Genomic DNA, 15,696 nt, shown 5'->3' with positions numbered 1-15,696 from the left:
AAATGCGTGCTTACAGTAAAATTCTGAACCTATTTTATAACCGATCTCAGAGATACCACGTTAGATGTCCTTGCTTGCTATTGGAATCAATCACAATACAGCGTCTGTTGACTTGCGAGAGAAAGTGGCGTTCGGACCCGATAAATTGGGCCCAGCACTTGAGCAACTCAGAGACCATGAAGCCGTAAATGGCAGTGTGATTGTTTCTACCTGTAACCGTACCGAAGTGTACTGCGACGTAAAGCAAGGAGCGCGAAATAAGCTTATCGACTGGCTAGCCCAGTTCCATCAAGTTAATCAAGAAGACTTGATGCCCAGCCTTTATGTCCATGAAGAGCAAGCGGCGATTAAGCACTTGATGCGTGTTTCTTGCGGCCTTGATTCACTGGTACTAGGTGAGCCTCAGATTTTGGGTCAGGTAAAACAAGCGTTTTCTGATTCCCGAGATCATCAGGCGGTGGATGCGTCGATTGATAAGTTGTTCCAAAAGACTTTCTCAGTCGCAAAACGTGTTCGAACAGAAACTGATATTGGTGGTAACGCCGTGTCGGTGGCTTATGCTGCATGTACACTGGCGAAACACATCTTTGAATCACTGTCTGACTCAACAGTACTGTTGGTTGGCGCAGGTGAAACCATCGAATTGGTGGCGAAGCACTTGGCGTCGAACGGCTGTACTAAGATGATTGTTGCTAACCGTACTCGAGAGCGTGCTCTTGTGTTAGCGGAGCAATTTGGGGCAGAAGTGATCAGCTTGAATGAAATTCCGGACCATTTACCGAGAGCAGACATCGTGATCAGCTCAACGGCGAGCCCACTACCTATTATTGGTAAGGGGATGGTTGAGACTGCGTTGAAGAAACGTCGTCACCAGCCGATGCTCTTGGTGGATATTGCGGTACCACGTGATGTGGAAGCGCAGGTCAGTGAATTGAATGATGCTTACTTGTACTCGGTGGATGACTTGCAGTCGATCATCGATAGCAACATTGAACAACGTAAAGTAGAAGCGATTCAAGCAGAAGCGATCGTAAGCGAAGAAAGCGCGGCATTTATGACGTGGCTACGTTCACTCCAAGCGGTGGACAGTATTCGTGATTATCGTAAATCGGCCAACGAAATTCGTGAAGATTTGCTAAGTAAGAGCCTACAATCATTGGCAACGGGCGCAGACCCAGAGAAAGTACTGCGCGAGCTTAGTAATAAACTCACCAACAAACTGATTCACGCTCCAACTCGTGCGCTGCAAAGTGCGGCCGAGCAGGGCGAACCAGCAAAATTAACGGTTATCCGCCAGACCCTTGGTTTGGATGATCTGTAACTCACGCTTTTTATTAAGAAAACGACACTATGAAAGCCTCTATTCTGACTAAGCTAGAAACGCTAGTAGAACGTTACGAAGAAGTTCAACATCTTCTTGGTGATCCTGATGTAATTGGAAATCAGGATAAATTCCGCGCTCTATCAAAAGAGTACTCTCAGCTAGAAGAAGTGACTAATTGCTTCCAAGCGTATCAACAAGCGCAAGATGATCTCATCGCTGCTGAAGATATGGCTAACGAAGACGACGAAGAAATGCGTGAAATGGCGCAGGAAGAAATCAAAGAAGCAAAAGATGCGATCGAGCGTCTGACTGATGAGCTACAAATTCTTCTTCTTCCAAAAGATCCAAACGATGACCGTAACTGTTTCCTTGAAATCCGTGCTGGTGCAGGCGGTGATGAAGCAGGCATCTTCGCGGGTGACTTGTTCCGTATGTACAGTAAGTACGCAGAGAAGCGTGGCTGGCGTATCGAAGTGATGTCTTCTAACGAAGCAGAACACGGCGGTTACAAAGAGATGATCGCGAAAGTGAGCGGCGACGGTGCATACGGCGTATTGAAGTTTGAGTCAGGCGGTCACCGTGTACAACGTGTTCCTGCTACAGAATCTCAAGGTCGTGTTCATACTTCAGCGTGTACCGTAGCGGTTATGGCGGAAATCCCAGAAGCGGATCTGCCAGAAATCAAAGCTGCAGACCTGAAAATCGATACCTTCCGTGCATCTGGCGCGGGTGGTCAGCACGTTAACACCACGGATTCTGCAATCCGTATTACTCACTTACCAACTGGTACAGTAGTAGAGTGTCAGGACGAGCGTTCACAGCATAAGAACAAAGCGAAAGCGATGGCAGTACTTGCTGCGCGTATCGTTCAAGCGGAGCAAGAGCGTCGTGCGGCAGAAGTGTCTGACACACGTCGTAACCTACTAGGTTCTGGTGACCGTAGTGACCGCATCCGTACTTACAACTACCCACAAGGTCGTGTTTCTGATCACCGTATCAACCTAACCATCTACCGTTTGAACGAAGTGATGGAAGGTGATCTACAAAGCCTGATCGATCCAGTAGTTCAAGAGCACCAAGCAGACCAACTAGCGGCGCTAGCTGAGAACGGCTAATCGATGAGCCAAGTTCAATCTATTGAGCAAGCACTGAAAAGTGCGACGGCAATTCTGACAGAAGGCGGCAAAGAGTCGCCTTCTCTCGATGCAGCTGTCCTTCTTTGCCATGTCCTTGGCAAACCAAGAACCTACCTACTGACCTGGCCAGAAAGAGCATTAGAAACCGAGCAACAAGCTCAGTTTGATGCACTATTGGCACGACGCATCGCTGGTGAGCCGGTGGCTTACATCATTGGTGAACGTGAGTTTTGGTCGTTACCTCTTAAAGTCTCGCCATCCACATTGATCCCAAGACCAGATACTGAACGTTTGGTTGAAGTCGCATTAGATAAGACTTTCGGACAAACGGGACCGATCTTAGACCTTGGCACAGGAACTGGCGCGATAGCTTTAGCATTAGCGTCTGAGATGCCAAATCGCCAAGTGATGGGCATCGATCTTAAGCAAGAGGCGAAAGAGCTGGCTGAGTACAATGCGTCGCAATTAAACATCAAAAATGTGACGTTTGATCAAGGTAGTTGGTTCGAACCTATTGCCAGCGGAACAAAGTTTGCTTTAATTGTCTCCAACCCACCGTACATCGACGAAAAAGACCCACACCTCTCTCAAGGAGATGTGCGTTTCGAACCAAAATCGGCGTTGGTTGCCGATGAGAATGGTCTAGCGGATATTCGTCATATCTCTGATCTTGCGCGTCAATATTTGCAAGAGGGTGGGTGGCTCGCTTTCGAACATGGTTATGATCAGGGCGAAGCCGTTCGTGAGATCATGACGCACTTTGGTTTTGAACAAGTCGTTACGGAAAAAGACTATGGTGATAACGATCGAGTGACGCTCGGTTGTTACAAACCGCAATAATAACGAGCAAGTCAGCAGTAACTTATAAAAGAGAAAGAAAATGTACGTAGCTCTAAAACACATTCACTTAGTAACGATCGCATTGAGCGCGACGCTACTATCGATCAGATTTGTATTGTTGATGATGGATTCTCCAAAGCGCAACAATCGCTTCTTGAAAGTTATCCCACACATTGTTGATACGGCGCTATTGCTATCAGGTATCGGCCTAATTATGGTGACCGGTTTCATTCCATTTACGGATGCTGCACCTTGGCTAACCAACAAGATCACTTGTGTGCTTGCGTACATCGCTCTTGGTTTCTTCGCTCTGAAAATGGCGAAAAACAAGTTGCTGAGAATTTTTGCCTTCTTTGGCGCTCTGGGCTGGTTAGTCATGGCCGCCAATATTGCAGTATCTAAAAATCCAAACCTATTTGGGTAATCTTCATGCTTGAGTTTTTTGACGAAGATTTTGACAACATGGCGTTGGTGGAAGGCGCGTTAGAGCTAAACCACTCCATCAATCCAGACACCAATGTCCATTGGGCAAAACTGGAACTAGAACGCCTTTATAAAGAAGCGGAAGCTATCTTGGTTCACGAGACGGATGAAGAACAACGTTTCGAATCGTTTCTGCGCTTATTCTTTTATGAGTGGGGCTTTAAAGGCGACGAGCAAGAGTACTTTATCTCTGACAACAGCTTTATCGATAAAGTGTTGGAGCGCAAAAAAGGCATTCCGGTCAGTCTTGGTGCCATCTTGCTTTACTTGGGCAATCGTCTTGGCTTCCCGATGAAAGGGGTGACATTCCCGACTCAGTTTTTGATCAAAGTGGATTGGATGCACAAAACACCAGACTATATTAACCCGTTTAACGGTGAGTATGTCGGTGAGAAAATCCTCCAAGCTTGGTTGATTGGTCAAGAAGGCCCGCTGGCAACATTAAAGCCAGAACACTTTGAAGAAGCGGACAACCCGACTGTAATTGGCCGTTGGTTGGCGTTGATTAAGAGCGCCATGCTACGTGAAGAGCGTTACACATTGGCGCTGCGTTGTACCAATCTTGCGTTGACGTTTGTACCTGATGACCCATACGAGATTCGTGACCGTGGTTTTATCTTCCAGCAGTTGGATTGCCATCAGGTAGCGGTGTCTGATTTTCAGTACTTTATTGACCAATGCCCAGACGATCCGGCATCAGAGCTACTAAAATCACAAGTTAACGCCATGAGCGAAAAGCACGTTACGCTTCACTAATTTTATCGGCATGCTCAAACGGCATGTCGAAGACAGATAAAAGAGAATCAAAATGGAACAGAAAATCGTTAATATTGGCGACATTCAAGTTGCCAACGACAAGCCATTCACCCTATTTGCAGGTATGAACGTTCTTGAGTCTCGTGATCTTGCTATGCAGATCTGTGAGCACTACGTAAAAGTAACGGACAAGCTTGGCATCCCTTACGTGTTTAAGGCGTCGTTCGACAAAGCAAACCGCAGTTCTGTTCACTCTTACCGTGGCCCAGGTCTAGAAGAAGGCATGAAAATCTTCCAAGAACTGAAAGACACGTTCGGCGTGAAGATCATCACTGATGTTCACACTGAAGCACAAGCTCAACCAGTCGCTGACGTGGTTGACGTTATCCAGCTTCCTGCATTCCTTGCTCGTCAAACTGACCTTGTTGAAGCAATGGCGAAAACAGGTGCGGTGATCAACGTGAAGAAACCTCAGTTCATGAGCCCTGGTCAAGTGGGTAACATCGTTGAGAAGTTTGCAGAATGTGGTAACGAAAACATCATCCTTTGTGAGCGCGGTTCTTGCCACGGTTACGACAACCTAGTGGTTGATATGCTTGGTTTTGGTGTGATGAAAAACGCATCGAAAGGCAGCCCAATCATCTTTGACGTAACGCACTCACTACAAATGCGTGACCCATCGGGCGCGGCATCTGGCGGTCGTCGTGAGCAGACTGTTGAACTGGCGAAAGCAGGTCTAGCAACAGGTATTGCAGGCCTATTTATTGAAGCGCACCCGAACCCAGATCAAGCACGTTGTGATGGCCCATCTGCGCTGCCGCTAGACAAACTAGAGCCGTTCCTAGCGCAAATGAAATCGCTAGACGATCTAATCAAGAGCTTTGCAGACATCGATATCAAATAATCGGTTGCTGTGAATGTTTAAATGAAATGGTCAGCCTATGTGCTGGCCATTTTTGTATCGACACATTGATTCTGCCTCACTATCCTTTTCTCGCTTCTCGCTTCTCGCTTCTCGCTTCTCGCTTCCTTATACCACTTTGATTATGTCTATAATTTGCTTAGATTTGCGGCGAACTGGCTCGCTATGAGTAAAGTGCGTCGCAGAAACATGAAATCAATACCTTAGTGATTTACACTAGCGCCAAGTTTGCGCGTTTTAGCACAATGAGAACCCTGTTTCTTGGTTGCTGAGCGTGTAATGCAGTGGACCCCAGACGATAAAAAGGTAAAACAATGAAGCAACGCCTGATTGTAAAAACCGCTTTGAGCGCAGCTATCTTGGCAACTCTTGCCGGATGTGCCACGCAACCAGCACACGAATGGAATGAAGACACAACTTACAAACTGACAGTACTGCACACCAATGACCACCACGGTCGTTTTTGGCAAAACAAGTACGGTGAGTACGGCATGGCGGCACGTAAGACGCTGATTGATGAACTGCGTGCAGAGATTCAAGCCGAAGGCGGTAGCGTGCTTCTACTATCAGGTGGTGATATCAACACTGGTGTTCCTGAGTCTGACTTACAAGATGCTGAGCCTGACTTCAAAGGCATGAGTAAGATTGGTTACGACGCAATGGCGCTGGGTAACCACGAATTCGATAACCCACTGGAAGTGTTGTTCAAACAGCAAGAGTGGGCAAACTTCCCGATGCTGTCTGCCAACATTTACGACAAAGAAACCGGCGAGCGATTGTTCCAACCTTATGCCATGTTCAACAAGCAAGGCATCAAGATTGCCGTGATTGGCCTTACGACAGAAGACACGGCAAAACTGGGTAACCCAGAGTACATCGGCGAGGTTGATTTCCGCGACCCGAAAGAAGAAGCGAAAAAGCTGATTGCTGAACTGAAGCAAACTGAAAAGCCAGATCTTATCTTCGCAGTGACACACATGGGTCACTACGAAAACGGCAACCGTGGTGTAAATGCTCCCGGTGACGTGGCGTTGGCTCGCTACCTAAATGAAGGTGATTTGGACATGATTGTGGGTGGTCATTCACAAGAACCAGTTTGTATGGAAGGCCCTAACGTCATTAAGAAGAACTTTAAGCCGGGTGACGAATGTAAGCCAGATGAGCAAAACGGTACTTACATTGTGCAAGCGTACGAGTGGGGTAAGTACGTTGGTCGTGCTGATTACGAGTTCCGCAACGGCGAACTGTCGATGGTGAGCTACGATCTGATTCCGGTTAACTTGAAGAAGAAAATCAAAGTGAACGGCGAGTCTCAACGTGTATTGGTTCAAGATGAAATTGCACAAGACTCGGCAATGTTGGATTTCCTTCGCCCTTACCAAGAAAAAGGTCAGGGCCAGTTGAATGTAAAAATTGCCGAATCTAACGGTAAGCTAGAAGGTGACCGCAACGTTGTTCGTTTCCAGCAAACTAACCTTGGTCGTTTGATTGCAACAGCCCACATGGAGCGCGCTAAAGCGGACTTCGCTGTGATGAACTCAGGCGGTGTCCGTGATTCGATTGAAGCAGGCGACATCACATACAAAGACGTGCTGACGGTTCAGCCATTTGGCAATATGGTGTCTTACGTCGATATGTCGGGTAAAGAAGTGCTCGATTACTTAAATGTCGTGGCGACAAAGCCAGTTGACTCAGGTGCTTACGCTCAGTTTGCTGGTATTACCATGACGGTTGAAAATGGCAAAGTATCGAATGTTTTCATCGGTGAAAAACAACTTCGCTTAGATGGTCAATACCGCTTTACCGTACCAAGCTACAATGCGTCAGGTGGTGATGGTTACCCGAAAGTGAATACTCATCCGGGTTACGTCAACACGGGCTTTACGGATGCAGAGGTACTGAAAGAGTTCTTGGAGTCACACAGTCCAATTGACGTAAATGAGTACGCGCCTTCTGGTGACATCGTTTACAAGTAAAAAGCGATTGACTCAAAGTCGCTGATACCATTAACTTAAAGCGCTGCCCCTCACTAGGTGCAGCGTTTTTTGTTTTATAAGGAGAATCTTGATGACTCCGGCCATTAATCTTGCGAAAAAGAAAAAAGTTACACACACCATTCACCAATACGAGCACGATCCAAGAGCTGACAGCTATGGGTTAGAAGCGGCTGAGGTATTGGGACAAGATCCAAAGAAAGTATTCAAAACTTTGTTGTTCTGTTTGAACGGCGAGCCAAAGAACCTTGCGGTTGCGATTATCCCGGTTGATCAAAAGCTGAACCTAAAACTGGCGGCGAAAGCAGCGAAGGGCAAAAAGGCTGATATGGCCGATCCCGAAATCGCGCAAAAGACCACAGGGTATGTTGTTGGTGGGATTAGCCCACTGGGACAGAAGAAAGCGCTGCCTACTTTTCTGCATGAAAGTGCAACGGAGCAAGACACAATCTGTGTGAGTGCAGGTAAACGTGGTTTAGAAATCGAGTTAGCACCGAAAGATTTACTGAGCTTAACTCGCGGTCAGTTTGCCCCTCTTTGTCTCTAAATACATGACAAATAAAAAGGACGCCCATGAGCGTCCTTTTTTGATCTTGCTAGTCAGTGAAGCGTTACTTCTTCAGACTCAATGTACCACCAGTGCGTTTAGCTGGTTTGCTTGGCTTCGCGGCATTTGGATTCATGTAATGCTGCTTCGGCTTACTCGGTGATTGAGGTTTGTTTGCTGAGTGCGTATTGCTCGATGCATTTGGTTTACGGTGCGATTTACCATGCTCGCCTTGCGGTCTGCTGCGTTCACCTTGTGGTTTCGCTTTGTAATGTTCTTTTGCAGGACGTCCGCCTTCATCATCACGCTGACGACGCTGTTGGCCCTTCTTCGAATTCGGTGCATGACGGAATTCATCAGCATTGTTACCACGGAAAGTACGTGTTTTCTGGTTACGACGAGCAGTAGAATCTTGGTTTTCTTCACGGCTATCAAACAGCTTCGCGTCGGTCGCTTTACGAATGTTGCGGCCTCTAGAATCTGTTTTTGATGCTTCTTCTGTACCCACAGAGCCTTCACACATTGCTAGGATCTCTGCCACTTCGTCGTCACTCAGATAACGCCATTTACCGTTAGGAATGCCATCAAGTGAGATGTTCATAATACGTACGCGACGCAGTTTGAATACTTCATAGCCTAGCGCTTCACACATACGACGGATCTGACGGTTCAAACCTTGAGTCAGTACGATACGGAAAGAGAATTTGGTTTCTTTCTCTACTTTACAAGGCAGAGTAACCGTATCAAGGATCTTCACGCCGCTCGACATCTGCTTGAGGAATTCCCCCGAGATTGGCTTATCAACACGTACTACGTATTCTTTCTCGTGGTTGTTACCCGCACGCAGAATCTTGTTTACGATGTCGCCATCGTTAGTAAGGAAGATCAAACCATCGGAAGGTTTATCCAGACGACCGATAGGGAAGATACGCTTTTTGTGACCGATGAAATCAACGATGTTGCCCGGAATATCACGCTCAGTAGTACAAGTGATACCGGTTGGTTTGTTCAACGCGATGTAAATCGGTTTTTCTTTTGCAGCAACAGGATTACCATCCACGCACACATCATCGCCTGGCAGTACTTTTGTGCCCATCTCTGGTTGTTGACCATTAATAGTGACACGGCCTTGCTCAATAAGACGGTCTGCTTCACGACGCGAGCAGAAGCCCGTTTCGCTGATGTATTTGTTTAAGCGTTTTGCGTTGTCTTGTGACATGTAAGTCTCCTAACGTTTCACAACGGCGGTTAATAGAAGTACCTGCTGCTAATTAAAGCAGCAAGGTGAGATAAGGTCGGGCATTCTAGCACCGAGAATCCGGTTAGCCTAAACGTTTTTGATGACGTTCACGGGTCTCCATTTTCTTTTCAGCACTCTTTCTTAATAGAACGTACACAGCACCACTGCCTCCGTGGAATCGTTGTGCACTGTGAACGCATTGCACTTCACGAATTTGTTGTAGCCAACTCGCGACAAAACTCTTCATTAATGCTGGTGGATTTGAACGTTCACCACGGCCATGCACGATGACGACCGTTCGGATGTCCATCTCAATACATTGTTTGAGGAATTTAACGACTTCGTCGCGCGCTTCTTTTAGCGTTTTACGGTGCAGATCAAGTCGAGCTTGGATCGGGTACTTACCAAGGCGCAGCTTGCGGTATACGCCATCTTGTACACCATCGCGTTTGAACTCGATAAAGTCATCGGGTTTGAGCATTTCTGCATGGTCAATCGATAAGTATTCTGGGTCATCTTCCGTAAGCCAAATTGCAGCTTCGCGTTTCGCCAGTTGAGCATCCGTCACTTGGTGCACTTTTTTATGCTCGGCAGTGTCTTGGTCGATAGGTTTTACATCGCCCATCATCTGTTGGAACAGATCAAAATCGTTGTCTTGAGACATAACGGCAATCTCATAAAGAACAGGGTAGGAATAGTTAGATTATATCAACGAGTGGTGTACTGGGATTAAATAAAAAACCGGAGCAGGCAGGTTACCAACTCCGGTGCAAAGCGTTTCTAGAGCTAAGCGAGATCTAGTGAGGAGATTTGTCGTTCATTATCTTGTAAATGAAGAAACCGCTGAAAAACAACATCAGTCCAATTGTCCCAAAGATTACTATCATTGACGATAGTCCCACCGCATTACCAAATAGGAGTTCAAGCCAAAAGTCCATATGTTTCCTCCAAGATGTTCCCGACATGGATAACGTTAATGGGTGGTGTTTTTTTGCACACTGATCTGGATCAATTATGTTGCCAAGGTTAATAATCTGTATTTTATTGTGGGTTCTTAGTCACATTTCACGTGCTAGTGTTCAGTAAATCGTCAATCGAATTAAGACATTAGGTTTTTTTGTAAAAAGCGCTTGCGTCTCTCTAAAGAATCCGTAATATACGCATCCGTTGACGGGGATAAGTCCTCAGTTAAACATCTCGGTGAATAGCGCAGCTTGGTAGCGCATCTGGTTTGGGACCAGAGGGTCGGGGGTTCGAATCCCTCTTCACCGACCACTTTCAGAAAGCCTGCTCAATGAGCAGGCTTTCGTCGTTTTAGCGGCAGCAAATTTGACTTTGATAGTATCGAACCAAATGGGGTTCGCCTGAAGTTAGAATATGGCTCTTCATCGACACATATTGAGAAAAAGGCTCTACAGAAATGTAGAGCCTTTTTCGTATTTGGTGATATTTGTTTGGGACCTGCGGGTCGGGGTCTGGAATGCCAGTCCTCTGGAAGCCCAGCCGCGTCGAATCCCTACTTCACCGACCACCTTTAGAAAGCCGTAGCAGAAATGCTACGGCTTTTTTGCATTTGAGGCTTTCGAATCGAGAATGCTTCGCTTCGGGAACGGACTTCGTCCTTCGAGATGAGAGAGACAGAACGCTTTGAAGCGAATTAGTTTTCGTCCATTTGTAAATGAAAACGGAAGAGATCCCCAACTCGCTCGTCCCTCGCTCTTGAGGATGACGAACAAAAAGCGCTGAATTCAAAGGCGTCATTCCCGAAAGCGACGAAGGAGCGCAGTCGGGAATCTCTCAGTTAGAAACGCTACGCTCCGAGAATCGGGAGCGCTTCGCTTTAGGAGTTGAGGGGTACTCGTTGAGAGTATAGAGAAAAGGTATCTTGATTAAGAAGGTGTTGACGGAGCTTGTTCCTAGAAAAACAAAATAAGTCGAATCCCGAATCCCGAATCCCGAATCCCGAATCCCGAATCCCGAATCCCGAATCCCGAATCCCGAATCCCGAATCCCGAATCCCGAATCCCGAATCCCGAATCCCGAATCCCGAATCCCGAATCCCGAATCCCGAATCCCGAATCCCGAATCCCGAATCCCGAATCCCGAATCCCGAATCCCGAATCCCGAACCCTCAAAATGCCTGCTATATAAAACGCTATTGATTAGATATCGCAGTCTGCCTTACGTGTATTGCCAAGTGGTTCAATCGTAAAGCCGCGTTTTTCGAGCAGCTCAGTGAGGTTGTCTTTACCGACCAAGTGCAAGCTGCCGACAACAATTGTGTATTGGCCTGACTTCTTCGGTAGCACGCTGCCAGAATCTAATTTCTCAGCCCAATCTCGGTTGCGGTCATACAAGAAAGCTTCGTTGAACTCATCGCTCGATTGTTCACTCATGGATGCTTCTTCTAATGTGCTGCCGTCTCCGCTCTTCCAGCTGTCGATCAAGCATTGCACCAGTTTTTCACCGCCATCGTATTCCTCGATCGAAGAAAGCAGTAGCTCTTTGCCACCATCTTTTTGTCCTGCGATTAGGTCCAACTGAAACTGCACACTTTCCAAAGGCAGCACCGGTACTTGCTGTTTGTCGGCTAGGTTAATCAAGTGCATGTCGACGCCTTGGTCGGATGCATAACCCAGTTTGTTTACCAACATCAATTGAATGGTTAAAGCCGCAGACCATGGCGGCGCATTGAGCAACTGTGCTTCTTGTAGACCTAGGTCATTGGCTATCTCAGCAAGGTGTTTGCGCTGAGTTCTATCTAAGACATCTTTGGCCAGAAACGAGGTTTTTGGGTACGTCACGCCTTCGGTATTTCGAACATCGGCTTCGATGATTAAGCCATCACTGTTTTTGAGGAACTGAATGACGGCTTTTGGCAGCGGGTACATGGTTTTGTCACCCACATGGACGGAGCCAATAATCATGTATTCCATATCGCCTTTCTTTGCTAGCCAATGCTGTGGCTCGGCTTGAACCGAATAAGAAGTAAAAAAGACGATCAGAGATGACATTACGGACAAGAGTCGAAACATATTTTGCTCCTCGAATTCAATATGCATCTTATCTATAACACGGTTCGGCAAAATCGTCATTTTTAAAAATATTGACGAGTTTTAACGGCGGAGAAATGAGAGCTAATTCACGAAAGCGTTTCAATTGAGTTTGTTGTTAATGGTTCACTTAATAACCAATAGTGATCAAAATCCTATAAAACCAGTCGAACCCCATCAATATTCGTGATTGAGATCGCAACAAACTCGTCAAAAAAAGTTGGTCGTTTTTAACGTTTTAACTAAGTGATTGAAATTAATATGTTTATATTTTTCTGCTTGAAGCTGAATTTGAGCTGGATCACTTCTTAGTTCCATTAATTTTACGCTTAGAAATAACTGCTTGTATGTTGAATGCAACTGTTAAGCGCCTCGCATTTAGGTGCTCACCATTTTTGATAAATGTCGTTTTGAACCACTGACTTTTTGGGGAAAGTAAGATGTTGAAACATAGTCTGATTGCTGCTTCTGTTATCGCTACATTGGCAGGTTGCTCTTCACTACAAAACTCTGAGCAACAAGTTGTAAACTCATTGGCTGACAACCTTGATATTCAATATGAAGTGTTGACTAACCACGGCGCAAATGAAGGTCTTGCATGTCAAGACATGGGTGCTGAGTGGGCGTCTTGTAACAAAGTAAACATGACGCTAGTTAACCAAGGCGAAGCGGTTGACTCTAAAGATTGGGCTATTTACTTCCACAGCATTCGTCTGATTCTGGATGTTGAAAACGAGCAGTTCAAAATCTCTCGCGTAACGGGTGACCTACACAAACTAGAACCAACAGATAAGTTTGATGGTTTTGCTGCGGGTGAAGAGGTTGTACTTCCTCTTGTTGCTGAATACTGGCAGCTATTTGAAACCGACTTCATGCCTGGCGCTTTCGTTGCAGCACCAAATGCAGAGCCTAAGATGATCGCTTCTCTTAACACAGAAGACGTTGCATCTTTCGTGACTGGCCTTGAGGGTAACAACCTAAAACGTACGCCAGATGACAACAATGTATTTGCAAACGCTGTGTCTCGTTTCGAGAAGAACGAAGACCTAGCAAAACAAGACGTATCAACCACGTTACTACCAACGCCAATGTCTGTTGAAGCAGGTAAAGGTACGGTAGATATCGCGGCGGGTATCGCGCTGCCTAAAGACGCATTCGATGCGACTCAATACGCAGCAATTCAAGATCGTGCAGAAGTGGTAGGTGTGGATGTTCGTGGTGATCTTCCTGTAAGCATCACTGTTGTTCCTGCAGACTTCACCGGTGAATTGGCAAAATCTGGTGCTTACGAAATGAGCATCAAAGGCGACGGTATTGCGATTAAAGCGTTTGACCAAGCAGGTGCTTTCTACGCAGTACAATCTATCTTTGGCCTGGTAGATAGCCAAAATGCTGATTCTCTACCACAACTGTCTATTAAAGATGCGCCACGTTTTGATTACCGTGGTGTGATGGTGGACGTGGCTCGTAACTTCCACTCTAAAGACGCAATTCTTGCAACGCTAGACCAAATGGCAGCGTACAAGATGAACAAACTACACCTTCACCTAACGGATGATGAAGGCTGGCGTTTAGAAATCCCGGGTCTGCCTGAGCTGACTGAAGTGGGTGCTAACCGTTGTTTCGATTTGGAAGAGAAAAGCTGTTTACTGCCTCAGCTTGGCTCAGGTGCAACGACAGACAACTTTGGTTCTGGCTTCTTCAGCAAAGCAGACTACGTGGAGATCTTGAAGTACGCGAAAGCGCGTAACATCGAAGTGATTCCTGAAATTGATATGCCAGCGCACGCTCGTGCAGCAGTGGTATCAATGGAAGCACGTTACGACCGTCTAATGGAAGAAGGTAAAGAAGCAGAAGCGAACGAGTACCGCCTGATGGATCCTCAAGATACATCGAACGTAACGACGGTTCAGTTCTACAACAAGCAAAGCTTCATCAACCCATGTATGGAATCTTCAACTCGCTTTGTTGATAAAGTGATTTCAGAAGTAGCAGCAATGCACCAAGAAGCGGGCACGCCACTAACAACATGGCACTTTGGTGGTGACGAAGCGAAGAACATCAAGCTAGGCGCTGGTTTCCAAGATGTGAACGCTGAAGACAAAGTAAGCTGGAAGGGTACGATTGACCTGTCTAAACAAGACAAGCCATTCGCACAATCTCCACAATGTCAGACGCTAATTGCAGACGGTACGGTAAGCGACTTTGCTCATCTACCAAGCCACTTTGCAGAAGAAGTGTCTAAGATTGTGGCAGAGAAGGGCATTCCAAACTTCCAAGCTTGGCAAGATGGTCTTAAATACAGTGAAGGTGAGAAAGCGTTCGCAACAGAAAACACACGTGTTAACTTCTGGGACGTTCTTTACTGGGGTGGCACATCATCAGTGTACGAATGGTCTAAGAAAGGTTACGACGTGATCGTTTCTAACCCAGACTACGTGTACATGGACATGCCATACGAAGTTGACCCGAAAGAGCGTGGTTACTACTGGGCAACACGTGCAACGGACACTCGTAAGATGTTTGGTTTTGCACCAGAGAACATGCCTCAGAACGCAGAAACCTCTGTAGACCGTGATGGCAATGGCTTCACTGGTAAAGGTGAAATCGAAGCGAAACCTTTCTACGGTCTATCAGCACAGCTTTGGTCTGAGACAGTACGTAACGACGAGCAATACGAGTACATGGTATTCCCTCGCGTACTAGCAGCCGCTGAGCGTGCATGGCACCGTGCTGATTGGGAAAACGACTACAAAGTGGGTGTTGAATACTCGCAAAACTCTAACCTAGTAGACAAAGCTGCGCTAAACCAAGACTACAACCGCTTTGCGAACGTACTTGGTCAACGTGAACTGGCTAAGCTAGAGAAATCAGGTATCGATTACCGTCTACCTGTACCAGGTGCGAAAGTAGAAGATGGCAAGCTAGCAATGAACGTTCAGTTCCCTGGTGTGAAGCTTCAATACTCTCTAGACGGCAAGAACTGGCTAACTTACGCAGACAATGCTCGTCCAAATGTGAAAGGTGAAGTGTTTATCCGCTCTGTATCTGCGACAGGCGAGAAGACAAGCCGCGTGACTAGCGTGAAGTAATTCTGCTAATCATTCACTAAAATCATTGTTCCTTACTCAAAGCCCTCAACTTATGTTGGGGGCTTTGTTTATTTTTCTGCGGAAAATAAGCGTGATCAATGTCTGATTATTTTTTACTGATAATTAAGTTCGCAATTTAGAAAGAAAAGAATAGTGTGATCTCGATGCTTGTTTAGTGCTTGAATTGAGAGTGTAACTAGCCTGAGTTCACACTTTATTTTTTTGACGAATTTTTAGGTTTTATAGCAAGATTCTGTATTTAATAAACTTTTTTGGATTTCGAAAATGTCGATTTGAATTGGATCACTG

At 46.2% G+C, this 15,696-nt stretch carries 13 protein-coding genes and 1 tRNA gene; 10 read left to right on the top strand and 4 right to left on the bottom strand.

What is annotated here, in order from left to right; genetic code table 11:
• Positions 1-64 precede the first annotated feature (64 nt).
• From hemA to ybaK, 8 genes are all read left to right on the top strand, one after another.
• Positions 65-1,321: a glutamyl-tRNA reductase gene (gene hemA, locus ACLIIY_RS11320; RefSeq protein ID WP_005438602.1), complete on the top strand. Its 1,257-nt coding sequence runs from the start codon at positions 65-67 to the stop codon at positions 1,319-1,321.
• Positions 1,322-1,350: 29 nt separating this feature from the next.
• A complete protein-coding gene (gene prfA, locus ACLIIY_RS11315) occupies positions 1,351-2,439 on the top strand; it encodes a peptide chain release factor 1 (protein ID WP_005438604.1) in 1,089 nt (362 codons plus the stop codon).
• Positions 2,440-2,442: 3 nt separating this feature from the next.
• Positions 2,443-3,300: a peptide chain release factor N(5)-glutamine methyltransferase gene (gene prmC, locus ACLIIY_RS11310; RefSeq protein WP_038896211.1), complete on the top strand. Its 858-nt coding sequence runs from the start codon at positions 2,443-2,445 to the stop codon at positions 3,298-3,300.
• A gap of 40 nt (positions 3,301-3,340) precedes the next feature.
• Entirely contained in the window at positions 3,341-3,724 is a 384-nt protein-coding gene (locus ACLIIY_RS11305; protein ID WP_005438606.1) for a SirB2 family protein, read from the top strand.
• 5 nt (positions 3,725-3,729) lie between these two features.
• Positions 3,730-4,539, top strand: coding sequence for a SirB1 family protein (locus ACLIIY_RS11300; RefSeq protein WP_005438607.1), 810 nt, complete (start codon positions 3,730-3,732; stop codon positions 4,537-4,539).
• A gap of 52 nt (positions 4,540-4,591) precedes the next feature.
• Complete coding sequence (gene kdsA / locus ACLIIY_RS11295; RefSeq protein ID WP_005438608.1) at positions 4,592-5,443, top strand: 3-deoxy-8-phosphooctulonate synthase; 852 nt, start codon at positions 4,592-4,594, stop codon at positions 5,441-5,443.
• Between the two features lie 332 nt (positions 5,444-5,775).
• Entirely contained in the window at positions 5,776-7,437 is a 1,662-nt protein-coding gene (gene ushA / locus ACLIIY_RS11290; RefSeq protein ID WP_009705661.1) for a bifunctional UDP-sugar hydrolase/5'-nucleotidase UshA, read from the top strand.
• Positions 7,438-7,528: 91 nt separating this feature from the next.
• Positions 7,529-8,002 (top strand): Cys-tRNA(Pro) deacylase, encoded by a 474-nt coding sequence (gene ybaK / locus ACLIIY_RS11285; RefSeq protein WP_005438610.1) that lies wholly within the window; start codon positions 7,529-7,531, stop codon positions 8,000-8,002.
• A 64-nt stretch (positions 8,003-8,066) separates the two neighbouring features.
• Here the strand turns inward: ybaK and rluF are convergent, their stop codons facing one another.
• The 3 genes from rluF to ACLIIY_RS11270 all read right to left on the bottom strand — a co-directional run bounded on the left by rluF (position 8,067) and on the right by ACLIIY_RS11270 (position 10,180).
• On the bottom strand, positions 8,067-9,221 hold the full coding sequence (gene rluF, locus ACLIIY_RS11280) for a 23S rRNA pseudouridine(2604) synthase RluF (protein WP_434527624.1): 1,155 nt from the start codon (positions 9,219-9,221) through the stop codon (positions 8,067-8,069).
• A 103-nt stretch (positions 9,222-9,324) separates the two neighbouring features.
• Positions 9,325-9,906 carry a DNA endonuclease SmrA gene (smrA, locus tag ACLIIY_RS11275; RefSeq protein ID WP_038896409.1) on the bottom strand — a complete coding sequence of 194 codons (582 nt, stop codon included), beginning with the start codon at positions 9,904-9,906 and terminating at the stop codon, positions 9,325-9,327.
• Positions 9,907-10,039: 133 nt separating this feature from the next.
• Positions 10,040-10,180, bottom strand: coding sequence for a DUF3149 domain-containing protein (locus tag ACLIIY_RS11270; RefSeq protein ID WP_020198127.1), 141 nt, complete (start codon positions 10,178-10,180; stop codon positions 10,040-10,042).
• Positions 10,181-10,440: 260 nt separating this feature from the next.
• On the opposite strand from ACLIIY_RS11270, the gene ACLIIY_RS11265 reads away from it, so the two are divergent.
• Positions 10,441-10,517 (top strand) — tRNA-Pro (locus ACLIIY_RS11265).
• An 887-nt stretch (positions 10,518-11,404) separates the two neighbouring features.
• Here the strand turns inward: ACLIIY_RS11265 and ACLIIY_RS11260 are convergent.
• Positions 11,405-12,277 carry a TraB/GumN family protein gene (locus tag ACLIIY_RS11260; protein WP_434527623.1) on the bottom strand — a complete coding sequence of 291 codons (873 nt, stop codon included), beginning with the start codon at positions 12,275-12,277 and terminating at the stop codon, positions 11,405-11,407.
• A gap of 458 nt (positions 12,278-12,735) precedes the next feature.
• Here ACLIIY_RS11260 and ACLIIY_RS11255 point away from each other — a divergent pair, with 458 nt between their 5' ends.
• Complete coding sequence (locus tag ACLIIY_RS11255; protein ID WP_038896406.1) at positions 12,736-15,387, top strand: beta-N-acetylhexosaminidase; 2,652 nt, start codon at positions 12,736-12,738, stop codon at positions 15,385-15,387.
• Positions 15,388-15,696: the final 309 nt, after the last annotated feature.

The organism is Vibrio sp. K4 (assembly GCF_051122595.1).
In the GTDB taxonomy this organism is placed as follows: domain Bacteria; phylum Pseudomonadota; class Gammaproteobacteria; order Enterobacterales; family Vibrionaceae; genus Vibrio; species Vibrio owensii.
Note: the sequence above shows the minus strand (reverse complement) of the source record. Positions and strands in the feature narration are given on the sequence as shown.

Coding starts and splice junctions, on each gene's coding strand:
- hemA (WP_005438602.1), top strand. CDS start 65: ATGTCCTTGCTTGCTATTGGAATCAATCACAATACAGCGTCTGTTGAC.
- prfA (WP_005438604.1), top strand. CDS start 1,351: ATGAAAGCCTCTATTCTGACTAAGCTAGAAACGCTAGTAGAACGTTAC.
- prmC (WP_038896211.1), top strand. CDS start 2,443: ATGAGCCAAGTTCAATCTATTGAGCAAGCACTGAAAAGTGCGACGGCA.
- ACLIIY_RS11305 (WP_005438606.1), top strand. CDS start 3,341: ATGTACGTAGCTCTAAAACACATTCACTTAGTAACGATCGCATTGAGC.
- ACLIIY_RS11300 (WP_005438607.1), top strand. CDS start 3,730: ATGCTTGAGTTTTTTGACGAAGATTTTGACAACATGGCGTTGGTGGAA.
- kdsA (WP_005438608.1), top strand. CDS start 4,592: ATGGAACAGAAAATCGTTAATATTGGCGACATTCAAGTTGCCAACGAC.
- ushA (WP_009705661.1), top strand. CDS start 5,776: ATGAAGCAACGCCTGATTGTAAAAACCGCTTTGAGCGCAGCTATCTTG.
- ybaK (WP_005438610.1), top strand. CDS start 7,529: ATGACTCCGGCCATTAATCTTGCGAAAAAGAAAAAAGTTACACACACC.
- rluF (WP_434527624.1), bottom strand. CDS start 9,221: ATGTCACAAGACAACGCAAAACGCTTAAACAAATACATCAGCGAAACG.
- smrA (WP_038896409.1), bottom strand. CDS start 9,906: ATGTCTCAAGACAACGATTTTGATCTGTTCCAACAGATGATGGGCGAT.
- ACLIIY_RS11270 (WP_020198127.1), bottom strand. CDS start 10,180: ATGGACTTTTGGCTTGAACTCCTATTTGGTAATGCGGTGGGACTATCG.
- ACLIIY_RS11260 (WP_434527623.1), bottom strand. CDS start 12,277: ATGTTTCGACTCTTGTCCGTAATGTCATCTCTGATCGTCTTTTTTACT.
- ACLIIY_RS11255 (WP_038896406.1), top strand. CDS start 12,736: ATGTTGAAACATAGTCTGATTGCTGCTTCTGTTATCGCTACATTGGCA.